This is a genomic window from Clostridium punense, from assembly GCF_017874425.1.
Classification (GTDB): domain Bacteria; phylum Bacillota; class Clostridia; order Clostridiales; family Clostridiaceae; genus Clostridium_J; species Clostridium_J punense.
Genome location: NZ_JAGGLL010000041.1, coordinates 1 through 17,107, shown reverse-complemented (window position 1 = coordinate 17,107; position 17,107 = coordinate 1). Strand labels below are relative to the sequence as shown.

Below are 17,107 nucleotides of genomic sequence, written 5' to 3'. Positions count from 1 at the left end.
ATGCAAAATATGTTATTATTATATTAAATAAAATAACTTATTTAGTTTGCAGTATACACTATAAGGGGGATATATATGGGGATAAAATTTAAATGGAAACCTAAGAAAAAGAGTTTTAAACAATTACTACTTTCTTTTAAAAAGCCTAGAAAAAAAGTTAAAGAAAGTACCAAAAAAAATAACAAGGACAAAAAGGGACTTCTGAAAACAATAAAAAATAATAATTTAAAAAATATTAAGCTCAGAAACCCTGAATTTAAGAACACTAAATTAAAAACAGAAGGAATGTCTATAAGATATAAGCTGCTCTTTAGTGTAACAGCATTAATTGTCTGTGCAATGCTAATAACTAGCACTATAGTGTACATAAATTCATCAATTACAATTTTTACACAAAGTAAAGAAGAAATGAAATCCTTAGTTACTAGATCCATTGAAACGATATCAGTTATGATGGAGAAGAATGTGAGTGAAGCTTATGCCCTTGCAAATACAAAGGAAAGCAATGAAATATTAAAAAATATTGACAGTAAAGATGCTAATTTAATTAATAACAATACTGGTCTAATAAATATAAATAATAAGTTTTTTAAAGAATATAAATCTACCAATCCTCATGTTGATAGAATATCTTTAGTTGATATAAGCGGAAACATAATCTCAGATAGTGAAGAAACTTTAGTTGGTAGTAATGCTAGTGACACTCAGTACCATGCTACTAGCGCTAGTGGTGGGAATAGTATAAGTGACACTCTTCAGGCAGTTGATGGTAAAAAGAGTGTAATTGTTTTCACTTACCCTGTACTTAACAAGGAAGCTCATGGAAAATGCGTAGGTTATGTAGCACTACATGTTTATTCTAATAGTTTTTCAAAGTACTTAAACAAGATTAAGATTAATAATACAGAATCCAGCTTTGCATATTTAGCTGATGAAGATGGAAAAATTATTTATCATCCAAATACTGAAAAAATAGGTCAAAAGGTAGATTCAAAGGAAATAGGAGACATTGTAGCAAAGGTAATGAAGGGAAGTAAGGTTGAAACTTCTGCAATCGAATACAACTATGAGAGTAAAAAGATTTTATCTGCTTATGGAGTTACTCCAAAAACAAACTGGCTCCTTGTAGTTAATGCAGATAGAGATGAAATAAGAAAACCTGTACAAGCTATGACTAAAGTGATTATTATTGTAGCAGTTTTAGTAATTGTGGGAGGAATACTATTGACCTTAATTATGGCTAACATAATTGTTAAACCAATTATTGGGGTAACTTACTTAGTTAATAAGACCTCTCAACTAGATTTAACTGATGATGATATTAATAGTAGTATTAAGTCAAAAGACGAAATGGGACTTATATGGACATCTATTATAAATATGAGAACAGCTTTAAGAGAAGTAGTTCAAGAGTTAATGGATGCTGGTGAAACCTTAACTAGAAATGCTAACTTAGTGGAGGAATCAACAGAAGTATTAAAATATGAAGCTGATGAGACTTTGATAGAAACTGAAAATATATCGTCAGGAATACAGCAAACAGCAGCTACAGCTGAGGAAATTACAGCATCTTCAGATGATATGTTAAATAGAGTTAATAAAATTTCAGAAGGGGCATCTTCAGGTAATGAAATTACTGAGGAAATATTAAGTAGAGCTGAAGAAGTAAAGGAAGTTTCTTTAAAATCTAAGGAAAAAACTGAAGAGGTTTATAGTCAAGTTAAGGCTGAATTAGAAAGCGCAATCAATGGGTCAAAGGAAGTTAACCAAATTCATAAGCTTGCAAATTCTATTTTAGAAATTACAGAACAAACAAATCTTTTAGCATTAAATGCAGCTATTGAAGCAGCAAGAGCTGGGGATGCTGGTAGAGGTTTTGCTGTAGTTGCAGATGAAGTGAGAAAGCTTGCAGAACAGTCAGGAAAAACTGCTTCAGATATTCAACAGGTAGTTAGAATTGTTCATAATTCCGTAGAAAACTTAGCTTTAGGTTCTGAAAAAATGATTAAATTTATGGAGCTTAATGTAAGCGAAGATTATGAAAGAACTATTAAGGTGGGTGAGCAATATTCTAATGATGCTGAGAAATTTAATAAGTTTATGACTCAATTTAATGAGGAATCACAAGCTTTAAATTCCAGTATTAGCGATATTGTAAGGGCCTTAGAGGAAGTTTCTACTACTGTAAGTGAAGGTGCTTTAGGAGTTTCTAATGTAACAAATAAAACAACTGATATAGTTAGTAAGATAGATGAAATTAAAAATACCTCTGTAGAAAATAAAAATAGTGCAGAAAAAATTAGTGATATAACATCGAAGTTTAAACTATAAAATAGGAGTGAGGCTAAGCCCTCACTCCTATTTTATCGCCAAATCTTACTAAGGATTCCATTCCATTTCTTCCATGAGAAAGTATATCCTTATCAAGCTTTATTATATTTTCTTTAAAAATTAAAATTACAGTAGAACCACCAAACTTAAAATAGCCCTTTTCATCACCCTTATTAATAGGAGAGTTTTCATTATAAGTTTGGATAATAGAGCCAACAAAAGTAGCACCAACTTCTAAATAGATTACATCATCAAAGTTATCACTATGAAATATGCTATACTCCCTTTTATTCTCAGAAAACACTCTATTTATATTTTCTAAGGCTACTGGGTTAACAGAGTAATAGTGGCCAGGGATAAACTTACTTAAAGAGCAAGTTCCTTTATCTATAAAATGAAATCTGTGATAATCAGTGGGGCATAGTCTAAAGATAAGGCAACATCCATTTTTATAATCCTTTGCAAGGTTTTCGTTCTTTAATAAATCTTTTAAGTTATAAGTAAAGCCCTTAACTTTAAAAGTAGTATCTTCACTAATTTTATCTATGGCTGTAAGCTTACCGTCACAAGGAGAAATTAGTACATCATTATCTAGTACTATATCTCTAGAAGTAGGCTTTAATTTCCTATGAAAGAAGTCATTAAAGCTACTATAGTTTTCAGGATGCTTTTCATACTCATTCATATCCATACCAAATTCTTCAATGAAAGGCTTAATTCTCTTTTTACTCAAGGGACTATCGCAGTACTTTCCATAAAGAAAAGTAAGAAACCTTCGCTTAAATAAAACTTCTAGAAAGGTTCTTCCCAGCTTATTAGTGTAAAGGTAATCAATAAACTTTCCAGCAGCAACTTTTTCTATTTCGTAACGATTTTCTCTTCGATTATAAAATTTAATCATTTTATCAACTCCAATATTTAGGAAACCAAATTAAAACTTTCTCAATGTACATTTGCCAAGTTAAAGCAAATATCCATTAGGATAGTTTGTTATTTGGAAATCTATAATAGTAAATATATCTTACTTTGTTAAGCTAAGAATATCAATATTCATATTATATACAATTTAAGCAATAAACTATAGGCTACATATAAAATTTTTATAAAAATTCTATATGTGGTCTTTGAAAATATGGTCATATAATAAAAATAAATGTTTATTTATATAAGTTACAACATTATAAGATAACTATAGGCAACTTATATTGAAGAAAATGGAGAATAGAATTAAATGCATTACCGAAATATCCTTATTAAATTATACTTATTTTAAATTAATAAAACCGCGAATAATAAGAAGTTAATTCCTACTATCCACGGCATTCTTATTATTTAGGGCTTTTATGCATTATGCAATAGCACCTATTGCAATACATACACTGATTATACACTTAAGTCCTTATCTTTTTTTGATGTTTTAAAACTTTCATATTCATTCATTATAGATATTACCATTGGGCTGAGGGCAAGAAGTGCTACTAGGTTAGGGAATACCATAAAGCCGTTAAACATATCTGCAAGCTCCCATACTAGATTAACTTTTAATGTAGAACCTATAACTATGAATAGTAATACTAGCATTCTATAAGGTGTTAAACCTTTTTTACCAAACATGTACTTTATGTTTAATTCTCCAAAGAAATACCATCCAATAATAGTTGAGAAGGCAAAGAATAATAAGCAAATTGCTATAAAAGTATGTCCAAAGCTTCCAAGTCCTCTTGCAAAAGCTTCTTGAGTTAATTGAATACCTTGTAAAGCTTTACCAGAACCATCAGTAGCACTAAGGGCACCCGTAGTTATTATAACTAGTGCAGTTAGGTTTAAAATTACAAAAGTATCAATAAATACACTTATTATAGCCACAACTCCTTGTTCACCAGGATGTTTAACTTTAGCTACTGCGTGTGCGTGTGGAGTAGAACCCATACCAGCTTCATTTGAGAATAATCCTCTTGCAACACCATATCTTACTGCTTGTTTTACTGTAGCACCAACAACACCACCAGCTACGGCACTTGGATTAAAAGCGCCAACTATTATAGCAGTTAAAGCAGGAATTATTTCTCCTATATTCATAACTAGAATTCCTAAAGAAAACACAATATAGAACCCTGCCATTATAGGAACTAATTTTTCGGTAACAGATGCAATTCTTCCCATTCCCCCGATGAATATAAAGCCTGCAAGAACAGCAACTATGATACCAACAATTAGTGGATTCATTCCAAAAGCAGTATTAAAAGCATCTGCAATTGAATTAGCCTGAACCATATTACCCATAAAACCAAGTGCTAACACACAAGAAATAGAAAAGAATCCAGCTAAGAATTTACCTAGTGATTTATTTTTTAAACCTTTACTAATGTAGTAAGCAGGTCCCCCAGTAACTTCACCATCTACCTTGATTTTAAACTTTTGAGATAATACAGCCTCGGAATAAACAGTTGCCATTCCAAAGAAGGCACTGACCCACATCCAAAATATAGCACCAGGGCCACCAAGGGCAATGGCAGTAGCAGCTCCGGCTAAGTTACCAGTTCCAACCTGTGCTGCAATAGCTGTGGTAAGGGATTGGAAAGATGACATTCCATCGCCATCAGCCTTTTTACCTTTTAAAGTTAATCCACCAAAAACACTTTTAAAGCTTTCTCCAAATTTTCTAACCTGTATAAATTTAGTTTTAAAGGTGAAATAAATACCTGTTCCACAAAGTAAAAATAGTAGAACAGAACTCCAAAGTATGGAGTTAATACTTTCAACAATTGATAATAATGAGTCCATAAGAAATCCCCCTTGCGAAATTAAACTTGTTCTTAAAACAAGTTTAACATACTATTATGAAAATTTAAACAAGTTTGACAAAAAGTTCACAGAAAGTATGTAGATATTTACATTATTTAAGAAATAATAGAACCTTACCAGAGTATTAGTAAGCGTTCTTAAGCTTATATATTTTTAATATTTAAAAGAGAATAGGTGCTTATGGAGAAAAATAATCTTTTAGATTTATATAAAATAAAAAAGTTAGCAAGGATGCCTTGCTAACTTTTTAGAAAGTATTATATAACTTCACTATTTGTTATTTTTCTCATATCTTCGTTAGATGGTTTTTCACTTCTTTTTTTGAAGAATTCCTCAGCAATTTGTGGGAAAGCAAGGTAAGAAAGTACATCTTCTTCCCTAGTAGTTACATCTTTTAGCATTTCCTTTGTTTTTTCAAAGGCAGGTTCTAAGGTATCAGCAAATCTTCCTTGAATTGGTTTTTCGTCTCCAAGAGCTTTTTTAAGAACTTCTTCATTAATTTTTCCAGGTGCTTTACCGTATTCACCTCTGCAATAAGCTTTAACCTCTTTTAAAACCATTTTATATCTTTCGCCAGTTAATATATTAACAGTTGCTTGAGTTCCTACCATTTGGCTCATTGGAGTTACAAGTGGTGGGTATCCTAAATCTTCTCTAACCTTAGGCACTTCAGCAAGCACTGCATCTAACTTATCAATGGAATTTTGAGCTTTAAGCTGAGAAATCATGTTAGATAACATTCCACCAGGAATTTGGTTAGTTAACCCTTCAGGTTGAGGAGTTAATACCTTAGGATCTAATAAACCTGAAGCTAAGACATCATTTCTTATAGGCTTAAAGAAATCATTTATATAAGTTAATTTTTCTATGCTTAAGTTTGTATCATATCCTGCGGACGTTAATGCTTGGTGAAGAGTTTCAGTTGGTGGTTGTGATGTACCACTTGAAAATGAAGATATAGCACAATCTATACCATCAACACCAGCTTCAGCAGCTTTAAAGTATGCCATTTCAGCAAGTCCGTTAGTGCTGTGAGAGTGTAAAAACACAGGAATTTTAACAGTTTCTTTTATGCTCTTAACAAGATCGTGAGCAATATTTGGCATTATAAGGCCTGCCATATCTTTTATACAAATTGAGTGAGCACCCATATTTTCAAGTTGCTTAGCTAAATTAGTATAATTGCTAACGTCATGAATAGGGCTTACAGTATAAACAATAGTTCCTTGAGCATGAGCACCTTGTTTTATTGTTTCATCCATAGCAACTTCAATGTTTTTGAAGTCATTTAAAGCATCAAATATTCTTATTATGTCCATTCCATAGTAAACAGTCATTTTTATAAATTCTCTTACTACATCATCAGGATAATGTTTATAGCCTAGTATGTTTTGTCCTCTTAATAACATCTGAAGAGGAGTTTTCTTTACTATATTTTTAATGTTTTTAAGTCTATTCCATGGGTCCTCATTTAAGTATCTAAGGCAAGAGTCGAAAGTTGCGCCACCCCAGCACTCTAATGAATAATATCCTGCATCGTCTAAGTCCTTAAGTATTGGAGCAAACTCCTCATAAGGAAGTCTTGTTGCTATAAGAGATTGGTTAGCATCTCTTAAAACTGTCTCAGTTATATGAATTTTTTTCATTAAAATCACCTCTAAAATTAAATGTAAAAGTGTAATATTTTAGTTATTCATTGATATTTTACCATAAGTTATTATAAAAATCTGCAATAAATCATTTATTTTTCTGAAAAATTATCCATTCTCTATTAGAGTATCCTAAAAAATATCTTATAATTCATAGATTAGTTTAAATTAAACTATAAAAATTTTAATAAGAAGATATGTTGACATTTAAACCCAGTTGTTATTATAATATAATTATAAATTATGCGCCCGTAGCTCAGTAGGATAGAGCATCCCCCTCCTAAGGGGAAGGCCGGAGGTTCGACTCCTCTCGTGCGCACCAAACTTAGTAAGGCTTTGCTTTGCTAAGTTTTTTTATTATCTATACTGTTTATTTCTAAGATGAAGAGGCATAATAAAATTTGTTAAGGAGTTTTTATGGAACATCTATATATGAAAGTCGCTATTGATGAAGCTAAAAAAGCTTTAGAGAAATTTGAGGTTCCAGTAGGAGCAGTAATAGTAAAGGATGATAAAATAATTGCTACAGCTCATAACCTAAAGGAAATAACAAAGGATCCAACTAATCATGCAGAAATCATTGCCATAAGAAAAGCTTGTGAAAGCCTAGGTAGATGGAGGCTTAATGATTGTAGTATGTACGTAACCTTGGAGCCTTGTGCCATGTGTGCAGGAGCAATTATACAAAGTAGAATAAAAACTCTTTATATTGGAACCTTTGATCCTAGGGCAGGAGCTTGTGGATCTGTATTTAATATAACACAGGATGAAAGACTGAATCATTGGGTTAATGTAAAATGGTTATATGATGAGGAGTGTAGTAATTTACTACAAGAATTTTTTAAAGAAAGGAGATAAAAAATCAGATGGAAAACAATTTAAATGAAGAAATTTTAGATAAGTTAACAAAGGTTTGCATATGCAAAGGAATTTCTAGAGCTACTATTAAAAAGGCTATAGCTAATGGAGCTAAAACTGTGGAAGAAGTTAACAAAGCTACAGGAAGTGGTAGCGGTGGCTGTGGTGGAAGAAGATGCTCCGTGAAAATAACAGAATTATTAAAACAATATGAGGCAGCTTCAGAGAATAATTAAATAAGTCTACTCGTCTATTTTACGTAACACTATGTCCACAGAACCTATTAATAGCCCAACTATAAGTAGAACCTGTGCCCTTGAGTTACGGAAAATATACTTTGCATCTTTGACTTACTATTTATTTTTGGATGCCTAATGAAACTTTAGAGGAATAATGGTGAGGTTGTAGAATATTAATCCTTATATGACAAATCAATTATAAATACAAAGGGGATGAAAAATTATGGATCCAGTGGCAATAACATTATTTGGTATAGATATTATGTGGTATGGTGTAATAATATCTACAGGAATAATAATTGCATTATTATTAACAGAATATACCTGTAAATTAAGAGATATAAAATATGATGATGTACTAACAATATTTTTAGTTACCTTTCCACTGGCAGTTTTAGGAGCTAGGATATATTATGTAATATTTGAATTTAATAATTATTACAAAGATAATCTTTCGGATATATTTAATATAAGACAAGGGGGACTTGCTATACACGGAGCAATAATTGCTACGGTAATAGTTGTATATGTATTTTCAAAGAAGAAGAACTTAACATTTTTAAGTTTACTTGATGTAGCAGCTCCATCATTAATTCTCGCTCAATCAATTGGGCGCTGGGGTAACTTTTTTAATCAAGAAGCCCATGGTGGTCCAGTGTCAAAAGAATTTATAAGCAAGTTTCCAGATTTTATTCAAAGGGGTATGTTTATAGATGGAACATACTATCACCCTACGTTTTTATATGAGTCTATTTGGAATTTAGTTGTGTTTTGTATATTGTTCTACTTAATTCACAAGGTAAGAAAAAGGGGCATTGTATTTTTCTCTTATTTGGGATTGTATTCTTTAGGAAGATTCTTCATAGAGGGACTTAGAACTGATAGCCTTATGATAGGACCTCTTAGAATGGCTCAGCTAATTAGTATAGTTGGTATACTAATATGTATAGTTGGTATATTCATGATTTATAGAAAAAAGAAAACTGTATAAGTTTAAATTATGTGATGAAGCTAAACTTCACAATATAATTTGCAATTGTAAAAAGTGCTGGGAATATTGTTCCCAGCACTCTTTTGTTTAATCTCTCATGTTACTTCCATTATTTATTGGAAGATAAGGAATAAGTTTAGCAGCTAAGTTTTGAAGAGGCATAGTTTGTAAATACACTTTTCCAGGTCCTCTAAGAGTGGTTAGGAATAGCCCCTCACCACCAAAGAAGATGTTTTTAAATCCTTTTACAACTTCAATATCAAAAGCAACGCTTGGTTCAAAGGCAGCTACATGCCCCGTATCTACCTTAAGCACTTCATTAGGTCCTAAGTTAACTTCTTCTACATGACCATCGAATTCTAAAAAAACTATTCCTGGGCCTGTTATTCTTTCTAAAATGAAGCCCTCACCACCAAATAAACCTACAGAAAATTTCTTTTTAAAATGAATATCAAGTTTTATAGAAGCTTCTCCAGCCATGAAGGCTCCCTTTTGACAGATAATACTTTCCCCAGGAAATAATGTCTTAGCCATAATTTTTCCAGGAACAGAGCAAGGGAATGCAACACTTCCCTCACCATGGGAACAAGTGAAGTAGTTTAAAAATAAACTTTCACCAGAAAACATTCTGCCTATTCCTTTAAAAAAACCACCAGTCATATTAGTTTCCATTTGTATATTATCAGTCATCCAACCCATGGCACCAGATTCAGAAACTAATCTTTCACCACTATTTAAGTAACATAAGGCTACTGGCATTGAACCGCCTTTAATTTCATACTTCATAATATCCTCCTAAAATTCAATTTTAATAGTTTTTGTTATAAGTTTAATATCATGAACATATAATAAAATTATCTCAAATATGGTCTAATTATTACAATATTAGAAAAAATTAATATATAAAATTTAACTTTTTTCACTTGCAACCTATAAACAACAATAGTATAATCATGTTACACGGTGATCAGATAAATAATCACCGATGAAACTTAAAATGACATGGAGAGATGTCCGAGTGGTTTAAGGAGCACGCCTGGAACGCGTGTGTAGGGGCAACTCTACCGAGGGTTCGAATCCCTCTTTCTCCGCCATGTCGTACTAGATGGGGAGTTAGCGGTGCCCTGTAACCTGCAATCCGCTACAGCAGGGTTGAATTCCTTGCTTAGGTTTTAACCTGTGTGGTCTGACCCATATAAGTGGTGTTGAGAACTGGGTCCCACGCAATGGAAATTCACGAACCTCGTCAGGTCCGGAAGGAAGCAGCGATAAGTGAACACTTCCATGTGCCGTGGATAAATCTGGTTTGAGCTAACTGTATGGGTAACGCACATAGGTTAATTATCGAAGCAAGGTGTACGACTTAAATAAGATACTTAAGATGCTTTTATAGCATCTTTTTTGCTTTATAAAAATTTAGCCATCTTCAATAAGTAAATAAGTTAGTATCATCGTCTATTTTATGTAATACTAAGTACACAGAGCTTATTAACAGCCTAATTATAAATAGAATTTGTGTCCTTGACTTATGCAAAATATACTTCATATTTTTCACTATTTTTTGGTGGCTCACTCAAAATATCCTTTACATCTTTGACTTATTATTTATTTTCAGATACTTTAAATAAGGTTATAATTAGATGTATATGTTAAGAATCTTAAGACCTAGGTTGATTTAAGCTATAATCAATTTATAGAGGAAGTGTTTGTAACTTAAGTTCCCTAGGCTTAAGGCATTTTCAAAAATAAATAAGTCAGTATATTTGTCTATTTTGAGTTATGCTGTGTCAACAGAACCCTTAGATAGCTCTACTATCTGCGGAACCTGTTTCATTGTCTGCACAAGCTTGCTTGTGAACACAAGCTTGCTTGTGAACCCAAAATATACTTCGCATTTTTGACTTGTTATTTATTTTCAAATGCCTAAACAATATAATATAAAGATATATAATAGAGATAACGTACAAAAAGAGGTGAGACAAAGTGGCATATACAGCTTTATATAGAGAGTGGAGACCTAGAAATTTTAATGATGTGGTAGGGCAGGAACACATTACTACTACACTGAAAAATGCCATAAAGACCGATAGAATAGCCCATGCTTATCTATTGTGTGGTACTAGAGGAACCGGCAAAACATCCACTGCTAAAATTCTTTCAAAGGCAGTTAATTGCCTTGATTTACAAGATGGGCAACCTTGTAATCAGTGTGAAATGTGTAAAAAAATTAATAGTGGAACGGCAATAGATGTTACTGAATTAGATGCAGCATCACATAACAGTGTAGATAATATAAGGGATATAATAGAGGATGTTCAGTATCCACCACAAGAAGCAAAGTTTAAGGTTTTTATCATAGATGAGGTTCACATGCTATCTGTAGGTGCGGTAAATGCTTTCTTAAAAACCTTAGAGGAACCACCAAGCAAAGTTATTTTCATTTTGGCAACTACAGACCCGCAAAAGCTTCCAATTACTATATTGTCTAGATGTCAAAGATTTGATTTTAAAAGAATAAAAGGTGAGGATATCTTCGGTAGACTTAGAACCATAGTAAGCGATTTAGGAATATATGCTGATGATAGAAGTCTGAAACTAATTTCTAGAATTTGTGATGGAGCCATGAGAGATGCACTTTCAGTATTGGACCAAGTAATTTCTATGAGTGATGGAAAGGTTGAGTACGATAACTTAATCCAAATGTTAGGCCTCATGACTAATGAAGGTTTAATTAATGTAATGGATGCCATTATAGGTAAGAATACAGAAAGAGCTATAAGGAATATAAATGACATAGTTTTTAGTGGAAAAGATATTAATATCTTCATTAAAGATTTAACAGCCCACATGAGAAATCTGCTTATGGCTAAAGTAAGTGATAATCCAGAAGAGGTTTTAGATATGTCTAGTGAGAATATTGAGCTTCTAAAGGAACAATCTAAACAGGTTAGAGTTGAAGAACTAATGAGATATATTAATATTCTTCAGGAAGCAGAAGAGAATGCTAAGTTTACAAAACAGGGAAGAATATACTTAGAGCTAGCTATAATTAAAATGTGTAAAATAGAGTATGACACATCTATGGAAACAATCTTAAACAGATTAAATAAACTAGAGGAAAGTATAAGAAGTGGGGAAATTGAAGTTAGCGTAAGCAAAGCTAATGAAATTAAAAACACTATAAAAGAAGTAAAAAAACCATATGTGGTTCAAGAAAAAAAGGTTATGGAAAATTCACCAGTTACCTTTGATGTGCAAGGAGATGCATCATGCACTTTAACAACAGAAGAGGTTAAAAGATCTTTTAAAGATATACAAGGTCTTTTAAAGGCAAGAAAAAACATGGTGTTAGCTACAGCCCTTATGATGGGAGAAGTAATATCCTGCATTAATGGAGTTATTACTGTTGGTTTTGAAAAGGATTATAGTTTTCATAAGAATAGGTTAGAGAAGGATGACAGTAGAAAAGTCATAGATAATATCTTTTCAGAGGTATTAAAGCAAAAGGTTAGGGTTATATATACAATGGATGGTGAAGTGAGAGTTGCAGAAAAGTCCAAAGAGGAGATTTTATTTGAAACTTTCCCATCAGAATTAGTAGAAGTTCTTGACGAGTAACAGTTTAACAATATTCCATAAAGGAAATTTTTTTATAACTTTTATGATATATTTATATGTTTTTCTAAATTTACTCCATAAAATTAAATTATACATTTTTAAAAGCTAATAATATAAAATTTTAGAATAAAATTATAAAACTGGTTACATTATTAGATAATATTATATATACTAATATAATGAGATTATATTTTTAAGGAGGCACTATTATGGCAAAAGGCGGATTCCCAGGAATGGGCGGAAATATGAATAACTTAATAAAACAAGCACAAAAGTTCCAAAAAGATATGGAAGAAATGCAAAAAAATCTTGAGACTAAATCTTATGAAGCTTCTGTAGGTGGAGGAGCTGTTACCGTAGTTGTTAATGGTAAAAGACAGTTAACAGATATAGCTATAAAACCAGAAGTAGTAGATGCTGATGATGTTGAAATGCTTCAAGACTTAGTTTTAACTGCTGTAAATGAAGCTTTAAAGAAAGCAGAAGAAGATACAAACAATTCCATGGGTAAATTAACTGGTGGAATGAATATGCCAGGGTTATTTTAATAATTAGTCTTCTAAAACAAAAGAGGACCTTTTAGAGGTGAATATATTGGATTTTTATCCTATAGCCATAGAAAAATTAATTGAAGAATTTGCAAAACTTCCAGGTGTAGGAGGTAAAACAGCTCAAAGGCTGACACTTCATGTTTTAAATCTTCCTAGAGAAGAAGTAGAGGAATTTGCAAATGCACTTATCAAGGCAAGAGGAACTATCAAGTATTGTTCCGTGTGTGGAAACTTTACAGATAAGGATCCTTGTTCTATATGCTCTAACCCTAATAGAGATAGAAGTACTATTTGTGTTGTAGAACAACCTAAAGATATTATGACCATGGAAAGGGTCAGAGATTTTAATGGATTATATCACGTACTTCATGGTACTATATCCCCTATGAGTGGTAGGGGGCCAGAGGACATAAGGTTAAAAGAGCTTATAACCCGTATAAATGGTGAGCCAAAGGAAATCATTGTTGCTACAAACCCTAATATTGAGGGGGAGGCAACAGCAATGTATATATCTAAAATTTTAAAACCTTTTGGAGTAAAAGTTACAAGGATTGCTCATGGTGTCCCAGTAGGTGGAGATTTAGAGTATGCTGATGAGGTAACTTTATCTAAGGCCCTAGAAGGTAGAAAAGAAATATAGAAACATCCCAGTTTTGGGATGTTTTTTTATATATAAAGCTTGTATACATATCCCAATATATGTCAATAATCAAAGGTAAAACATATAATGGGAGGTATGAGCATGGATAGAAAAAAGATTATTGAGATTATACTTTCTCAGGGGAAGTATAGCGAAGAACAAAAGGAGATAATTAAGCAATTAGAAGAATCTATGCTAGAGTGGGAAGCGGCTAAGTCTTGCTTCCAGCAAGTTAGTGATGCTAAACTTATAGATTTTGCTATATATAGGGAAGATCAAGCCAAGGCTAAATATGTATACTTTTTATCTCAGGCCAAAGCAAAGGGAGTAACCCTAGATGCATCCTATATGATTGAAGAGTTGAGTAGTGGGAGTAAGTGGTGATTCTATTTGCATTCCCCTTTAATTATTAAATACATCATAATTGTCAATAGAGCTTAATATATATTACTATAAAATTAAGCTTACAGCATATGGATTAATGAAAGGGGATTTTGTAATGCAAACAGCTATATATTTTGTCATTGCAGTGCTATTTTTACTGATAATAGGCAAGGTGCTTGCATGGCCATTAAAGATGTTAATGAAGTTAGTAATTAACGCCATTGCAGGTGGAATACTATTGCTACTTATAAACTTTGTAGGAGGCCCTTTTGGTATAACTATAGGAATTAATGCAGTTACGGCCTTAATTGCAGGGTTATTAGGAATACCAGGGGTTATATTCCTAATCATATTTAACTTGATTGCATAAAATAAGGTTAAAAAGGTTACATGAAATCAATTTTAGTTCCTGTAACCTTTTTATATAATTATTGAATATAGGATTATTTAATAAAACTTAATTTATTCATGATGAATTTTATTGACCTTGTTTAACTATACCTATAAGTTTATTTTTTATGAATATTTATATCTCCAGATATAGTAGATAAGTTTACTTTACCTTTAGTAGAAGAGTTTCCTACAGTTCCAGTAATGCTTTTTTTAGAAGAATTAGTAACTGCTACAGGGAGAGTGATATCTATATCACCAGAAGTTGAACTAGAATTAACATAAAAACTAGAACTATTAGGAAGAGTTATACTTACCTCACCAGAAGTAGATTTAAATTCAAGGATATTTTCTTGAAAATCCTTGTAAGATACATTTAAATTACCTGAAACAGTTTTTCCGTCTAAATTACCACTAAAGTTTGTAATTTCAATAGATCCTGAGGTGGAACCTATAGAAGCTAAGGTATTCGATAGATTATCAATAGTTATATCACCAGAAACAGAGTTAAACTTAGATTCAGTTGAAGTCATATTAGAGAGCTTTATCTTCCCTGATACAGAAGAGGCTGTAAGCTTACTTATAGCTAAGTTGTCGCAACTAATATTAGCGGATACTGACCTAACTGAGAGATTTTTATTATAATTTTTAGGAATATACACATCTAACTTAAAATCATCACTAACACTTATAGAGTTTAATGAACCATTATCTTTTAAGAATCTTATGGTAATAGTTCCTCCTGAAGATTGAATTTGAAGATGAGGTAAATCATCAGATGCAATTTTAAAGGAACCTTTTAGGGTTGCTTTAATATCCGTTCCATCATAAGGAATTAATGATATATTGCCACTAATTAAATTAATATCGATGAATTCAGCTTCACCTATTACTTGGGATTTAGTTTCGTCTATATAATGAGTCTTACCATTTTTTATATTGAAGGTGTTACCAAAGTTAATATTTGCACCTTTCAATCCTTTAAACATATCGAAAATCTTGGTTTCATTTGAGGATTTATATAATATATAATATCCAAATCCATAAGTTAGAAACATTATTGAAAGCAGGATTATAATAACACTTTTTAGTTTGCCATTTCTAAACATATACAAACCCTCCTAAATTAAGATATCAGTTTTTAGCCATTTTATTAGTTTTAATATAAGATTATAAATAAACCTTGTAACCCACAGTGAAGCTATAAAAAGTAATACACCAAGACAGATTGTACCTATACCAACTAATATAAGGGCTGATAGAGGAATGGAAGCAGGTATATAAATAAAAGAGCTTGCGATGCTACCAGTTATACCTCCTAGCATCATACCAATACCCCCTATAACTAAACCAATAGAGGCTCCATACATACCAATTATAAAAGAAACAATAGATCCTATAACAGGAAGACAAGTTATTATAATGGCTACTAATATGACTATTTTCAATGGTTGAGGCAGTGGACTCTTTCTATCGTTATAATAGTTATTATCTGGGCTATAGTTAGAATTAGAGTTATAGTAAGAGTTATTAAAGCTATCTGTATTCTTTGATTCAGTGTAGTTATTACTATAATTATATTTGTATTGAGCTACTATCATGTAAGGATCACCAAGCTCCATAATAATTTCAGAGTCTGATTTTCCTCTTGAGGTTCCAACTCTAAAATGTTCCTCATAATCATAAAGTATTTCCTTTCTCTCCTTTTCAGGAAAACTTATTAAACCATCAGATAAGATTTTTAAAAATTCATATCTATCCATCTTCACAATCCTCCCCAATAATGTTGTTTACACTATTAATAAATACAAACCATTCATTTTCTAAAACTTCTTTTGTTTTCATTCCAATTTCAGTAATTTTGTAATACTTTCTTGGGGGACCCTCTTGGGATTCCTGAAGATAGGTAACAAAATACCCGTCTTGAGTTAAACGCCTTAAAATTGGATAAATAGTTCCATCGGATATTTGAATATTTTTGGATATTTCATTTACTAACTCATACCCATAGTAATCTTTTTTAGTAACCAAGGATAGAACACACAGCTCTAAAACACCTTTTTTCAATTGTACATTCATTAAATCACCTCAAAGCTGTACTATATAATTTGGTACTATACAATATAAGGTACTAACTATAGTTATATAATATGACTAGATTTAACAAATGACACTAATTTCTTACTTTAAATGCTAGCATATATAGCAGCAAGTAGTGAAGAATAAAATTGAATAAATTCAATTTTATGTAATAAATTCTAGATCAGCTCCTAATAACTTAAGGACACAGTTCCAAGTGTGTCTGTAAAGGGATCATAGAGAAACTTGAAGTATTTAATAGAAAAAGAGGAATAAAGTTTGATATTAAGGAAAATATATAAAGATAGCATAGGATTTCATGATATTATATTCCTTGTCGCTGATGCACAGCAGAGCGATAAAGCCTCACAGTTGAAAATAAGTTTTGAAATTAAAATAAAAAAACTTGTTGACAACGATGTGAAATGGTGATAAACTTATAGAAGTCGTCACTTGATTCAATACAATGCAGTGATGAATTGGTCTTTGAAAATTAAACAGAGAAAAAGGTAAAACCAGTTAATTCTAGTGAACTAATAGTTCACAAAATGACTTTAACAAGTCAGCGATAA

General features: G+C 31.7%; 16 protein-coding genes, 2 tRNA genes and 1 other RNA gene. 12 read left to right on the top strand and 7 right to left on the bottom strand.

The features are described from left to right. The first annotated feature begins 75 nt into the window (after positions 1 to 75). Positions 76 to 2,331 carry a methyl-accepting chemotaxis protein gene (locus J2Z44_RS18345; RefSeq protein ID WP_021282367.1) on the top strand — a complete coding sequence of 752 codons (2,256 nt, stop codon included), beginning with the start codon at positions 76 to 78 and terminating at the stop codon, positions 2,329 to 2,331. A 13-nt stretch (positions 2,332 to 2,344) separates the two neighbouring features. Here J2Z44_RS18345 and J2Z44_RS18340 read toward each other — a convergent pair whose 3' ends face one another. From J2Z44_RS18340 to J2Z44_RS18330, 3 genes are all read right to left on the bottom strand, one after another. Then, on the bottom strand, positions 2,345 to 3,232 hold the full coding sequence (locus tag J2Z44_RS18340) for a phosphatidylserine decarboxylase (RefSeq protein WP_021282368.1): 888 nt from the start codon (positions 3,230 to 3,232) through the stop codon (positions 2,345 to 2,347). 482 nt (positions 3,233 to 3,714) lie between these two features. Continuing rightward, positions 3,715 to 5,115 carry an alanine/glycine:cation symporter family protein gene (locus J2Z44_RS18335; protein WP_021282369.1) on the bottom strand — a complete coding sequence of 467 codons (1,401 nt, stop codon included), beginning with the start codon at positions 5,113 to 5,115 and terminating at the stop codon, positions 3,715 to 3,717. A gap of 278 nt (positions 5,116 to 5,393) precedes the next feature. Then, a complete protein-coding gene (locus J2Z44_RS18330) occupies positions 5,394 to 6,782 on the bottom strand; it encodes a pyruvate carboxylase subunit B (RefSeq protein WP_021282370.1) in 1,389 nt (462 codons plus the stop codon). 248 nt (positions 6,783 to 7,030) lie between these two features. Here J2Z44_RS18330 and J2Z44_RS18325 point away from each other — a divergent pair. The 4 genes from J2Z44_RS18325 (at position 7,031) to lgt (ending at position 8,873) form a co-directional block, all read left to right on the top strand. Then, positions 7,031 to 7,107 (top strand) — tRNA-Arg (locus tag J2Z44_RS18325). A gap of 95 nt (positions 7,108 to 7,202) precedes the next feature. Further along, positions 7,203 to 7,643, top strand: a complete 441-nt coding sequence (tadA, locus tag J2Z44_RS18320; RefSeq protein WP_021282371.1) for a tRNA adenosine(34) deaminase TadA — start codon at positions 7,203 to 7,205, stop codon at positions 7,641 to 7,643. 8 nt (positions 7,644 to 7,651) lie between these two features. Then, entirely contained in the window at positions 7,652 to 7,879 is a 228-nt protein-coding gene (locus J2Z44_RS18315; RefSeq protein WP_021282372.1) for a (2Fe-2S)-binding protein, read from the top strand. Positions 7,880 to 8,105: 226 nt separating this feature from the next. Beyond that, positions 8,106 to 8,873, top strand: coding sequence for a prolipoprotein diacylglyceryl transferase (lgt, locus tag J2Z44_RS18310; RefSeq protein ID WP_021282373.1), 768 nt, complete (start codon positions 8,106 to 8,108; stop codon positions 8,871 to 8,873). An 87-nt stretch (positions 8,874 to 8,960) separates the two neighbouring features. Here lgt and J2Z44_RS18305 read toward each other — a convergent pair whose 3' ends face one another. After that, positions 8,961 to 9,659 carry a TIGR00266 family protein gene (locus J2Z44_RS18305; protein ID WP_021282762.1) on the bottom strand — a complete coding sequence of 233 codons (699 nt, stop codon included), beginning with the start codon at positions 9,657 to 9,659 and terminating at the stop codon, positions 8,961 to 8,963. 218 nt (positions 9,660 to 9,877) lie between these two features. Here J2Z44_RS18305 and J2Z44_RS18300 point away from each other — a divergent pair. The 7 genes from J2Z44_RS18300 to J2Z44_RS18270 all read left to right on the top strand — a co-directional run bounded on the left by J2Z44_RS18300 (position 9,878) and on the right by J2Z44_RS18270 (position 14,436). After that, positions 9,878 to 9,967, top strand: a tRNA-Ser gene (locus J2Z44_RS18300). 2 nt (positions 9,968 to 9,969) lie between these two features. Beyond that, an RNA gene (ffs, locus tag J2Z44_RS18295) (signal recognition particle sRNA large type) lies at positions 9,970 to 10,235 on the top strand. A 621-nt stretch (positions 10,236 to 10,856) separates the two neighbouring features. Then, positions 10,857 to 12,491 carry a DNA polymerase III subunit gamma/tau gene (dnaX, locus tag J2Z44_RS18290; RefSeq protein ID WP_209649909.1) on the top strand — a complete coding sequence of 545 codons (1,635 nt, stop codon included), beginning with the start codon at positions 10,857 to 10,859 and terminating at the stop codon, positions 12,489 to 12,491. Between the two features lie 209 nt (positions 12,492 to 12,700). Continuing rightward, the gene (locus J2Z44_RS18285) at positions 12,701 to 13,039 is read left to right on the top strand and encodes a YbaB/EbfC family nucleoid-associated protein (RefSeq protein WP_021282765.1); all 339 of its coding nucleotides are present in this window, start codon (positions 12,701 to 12,703) and stop codon (positions 13,037 to 13,039) included. A 46-nt stretch (positions 13,040 to 13,085) separates the two neighbouring features. Then, positions 13,086 to 13,682 carry a recombination mediator RecR gene (recR, locus tag J2Z44_RS18280; protein WP_021282766.1) on the top strand — a complete coding sequence of 199 codons (597 nt, stop codon included), beginning with the start codon at positions 13,086 to 13,088 and terminating at the stop codon, positions 13,680 to 13,682. A 102-nt stretch (positions 13,683 to 13,784) separates the two neighbouring features. Continuing rightward, positions 13,785 to 14,066 (top strand): DUF2508 family protein, encoded by a 282-nt coding sequence (locus J2Z44_RS18275; RefSeq protein WP_021282767.1) that lies wholly within the window; start codon positions 13,785 to 13,787, stop codon positions 14,064 to 14,066. Between the two features lie 115 nt (positions 14,067 to 14,181). After that, positions 14,182 to 14,436: a pro-sigmaK processing inhibitor BofA family protein gene (locus J2Z44_RS18270; RefSeq protein ID WP_021282768.1), complete on the top strand. Its 255-nt coding sequence runs from the start codon at positions 14,182 to 14,184 to the stop codon at positions 14,434 to 14,436. A 139-nt stretch (positions 14,437 to 14,575) separates the two neighbouring features. On the opposite strand, the gene J2Z44_RS18265 is transcribed toward J2Z44_RS18270, so the two are convergent. Genes J2Z44_RS18265 through J2Z44_RS18255 form a run of 3 tightly spaced genes read right to left on the bottom strand, consistent with a single transcriptional unit; the run spans position 14,576 to position 16,535 of the window. After that, positions 14,576 to 15,565: a DUF4097 family beta strand repeat-containing protein gene (locus J2Z44_RS18265; protein ID WP_021282769.1), complete on the bottom strand. Its 990-nt coding sequence runs from the start codon at positions 15,563 to 15,565 to the stop codon at positions 14,576 to 14,578. A 12-nt stretch (positions 15,566 to 15,577) separates the two neighbouring features. After that, on the bottom strand, positions 15,578 to 16,219 hold the full coding sequence (locus tag J2Z44_RS18260) for a DUF1700 domain-containing protein (RefSeq protein ID WP_021282770.1): 642 nt from the start codon (positions 16,217 to 16,219) through the stop codon (positions 15,578 to 15,580). Next, positions 16,212 to 16,535: a PadR family transcriptional regulator gene (locus J2Z44_RS18255; protein ID WP_021282771.1), complete on the bottom strand. Its 324-nt coding sequence runs from the start codon at positions 16,533 to 16,535 to the stop codon at positions 16,212 to 16,214. Before J2Z44_RS18255 ends, J2Z44_RS18260 begins: the two co-directional genes overlap by 8 nt. Positions 16,536 to 17,107 lie beyond the last annotated feature (572 nt).

Excerpts from the sequence above, each read along its gene's own strand:
- lgt (WP_021282373.1), top strand. The coding sequence starts at position 8,106 with ATGGATCCAGTGGCAATAACATTATTTGGTATAGATATTATGTGGTAT.
- J2Z44_RS18305 (WP_021282762.1), bottom strand. The coding sequence starts at position 9,659 with ATGAAGTATGAAATTAAAGGCGGTTCAATGCCAGTAGCCTTATGTTAC.
- J2Z44_RS18275 (WP_021282767.1), top strand. The coding sequence starts at position 13,785 with ATGGATAGAAAAAAGATTATTGAGATTATACTTTCTCAGGGGAAGTAT.
- J2Z44_RS18285 (WP_021282765.1), top strand. The coding sequence starts at position 12,701 with ATGGCAAAAGGCGGATTCCCAGGAATGGGCGGAAATATGAATAACTTA.
- J2Z44_RS18255 (WP_021282771.1), bottom strand. The coding sequence starts at position 16,535 with ATGAATGTACAATTGAAAAAAGGTGTTTTAGAGCTGTGTGTTCTATCC.
- J2Z44_RS18270 (WP_021282768.1), top strand. The coding sequence starts at position 14,182 with ATGCAAACAGCTATATATTTTGTCATTGCAGTGCTATTTTTACTGATA.
- J2Z44_RS18265 (WP_021282769.1), bottom strand. The coding sequence starts at position 15,565 with ATGTTTAGAAATGGCAAACTAAAAAGTGTTATTATAATCCTGCTTTCA.
- tadA (WP_021282371.1), top strand. The coding sequence starts at position 7,203 with ATGGAACATCTATATATGAAAGTCGCTATTGATGAAGCTAAAAAAGCT.
- J2Z44_RS18340 (WP_021282368.1), bottom strand. The coding sequence starts at position 3,232 with ATGATTAAATTTTATAATCGAAGAGAAAATCGTTACGAAATAGAAAAA.
- J2Z44_RS18260 (WP_021282770.1), bottom strand. The coding sequence starts at position 16,219 with ATGGATAGATATGAATTTTTAAAAATCTTATCTGATGGTTTAATAAGT.
- J2Z44_RS18335 (WP_021282369.1), bottom strand. The coding sequence starts at position 5,115 with ATGGACTCATTATTATCAATTGTTGAAAGTATTAACTCCATACTTTGG.
- J2Z44_RS18330 (WP_021282370.1), bottom strand. The coding sequence starts at position 6,782 with ATGAAAAAAATTCATATAACTGAGACAGTTTTAAGAGATGCTAACCAA.
- J2Z44_RS18345 (WP_021282367.1), top strand. The coding sequence starts at position 76 with ATGGGGATAAAATTTAAATGGAAACCTAAGAAAAAGAGTTTTAAACAA.
- J2Z44_RS18315 (WP_021282372.1), top strand. The coding sequence starts at position 7,652 with ATGGAAAACAATTTAAATGAAGAAATTTTAGATAAGTTAACAAAGGTT.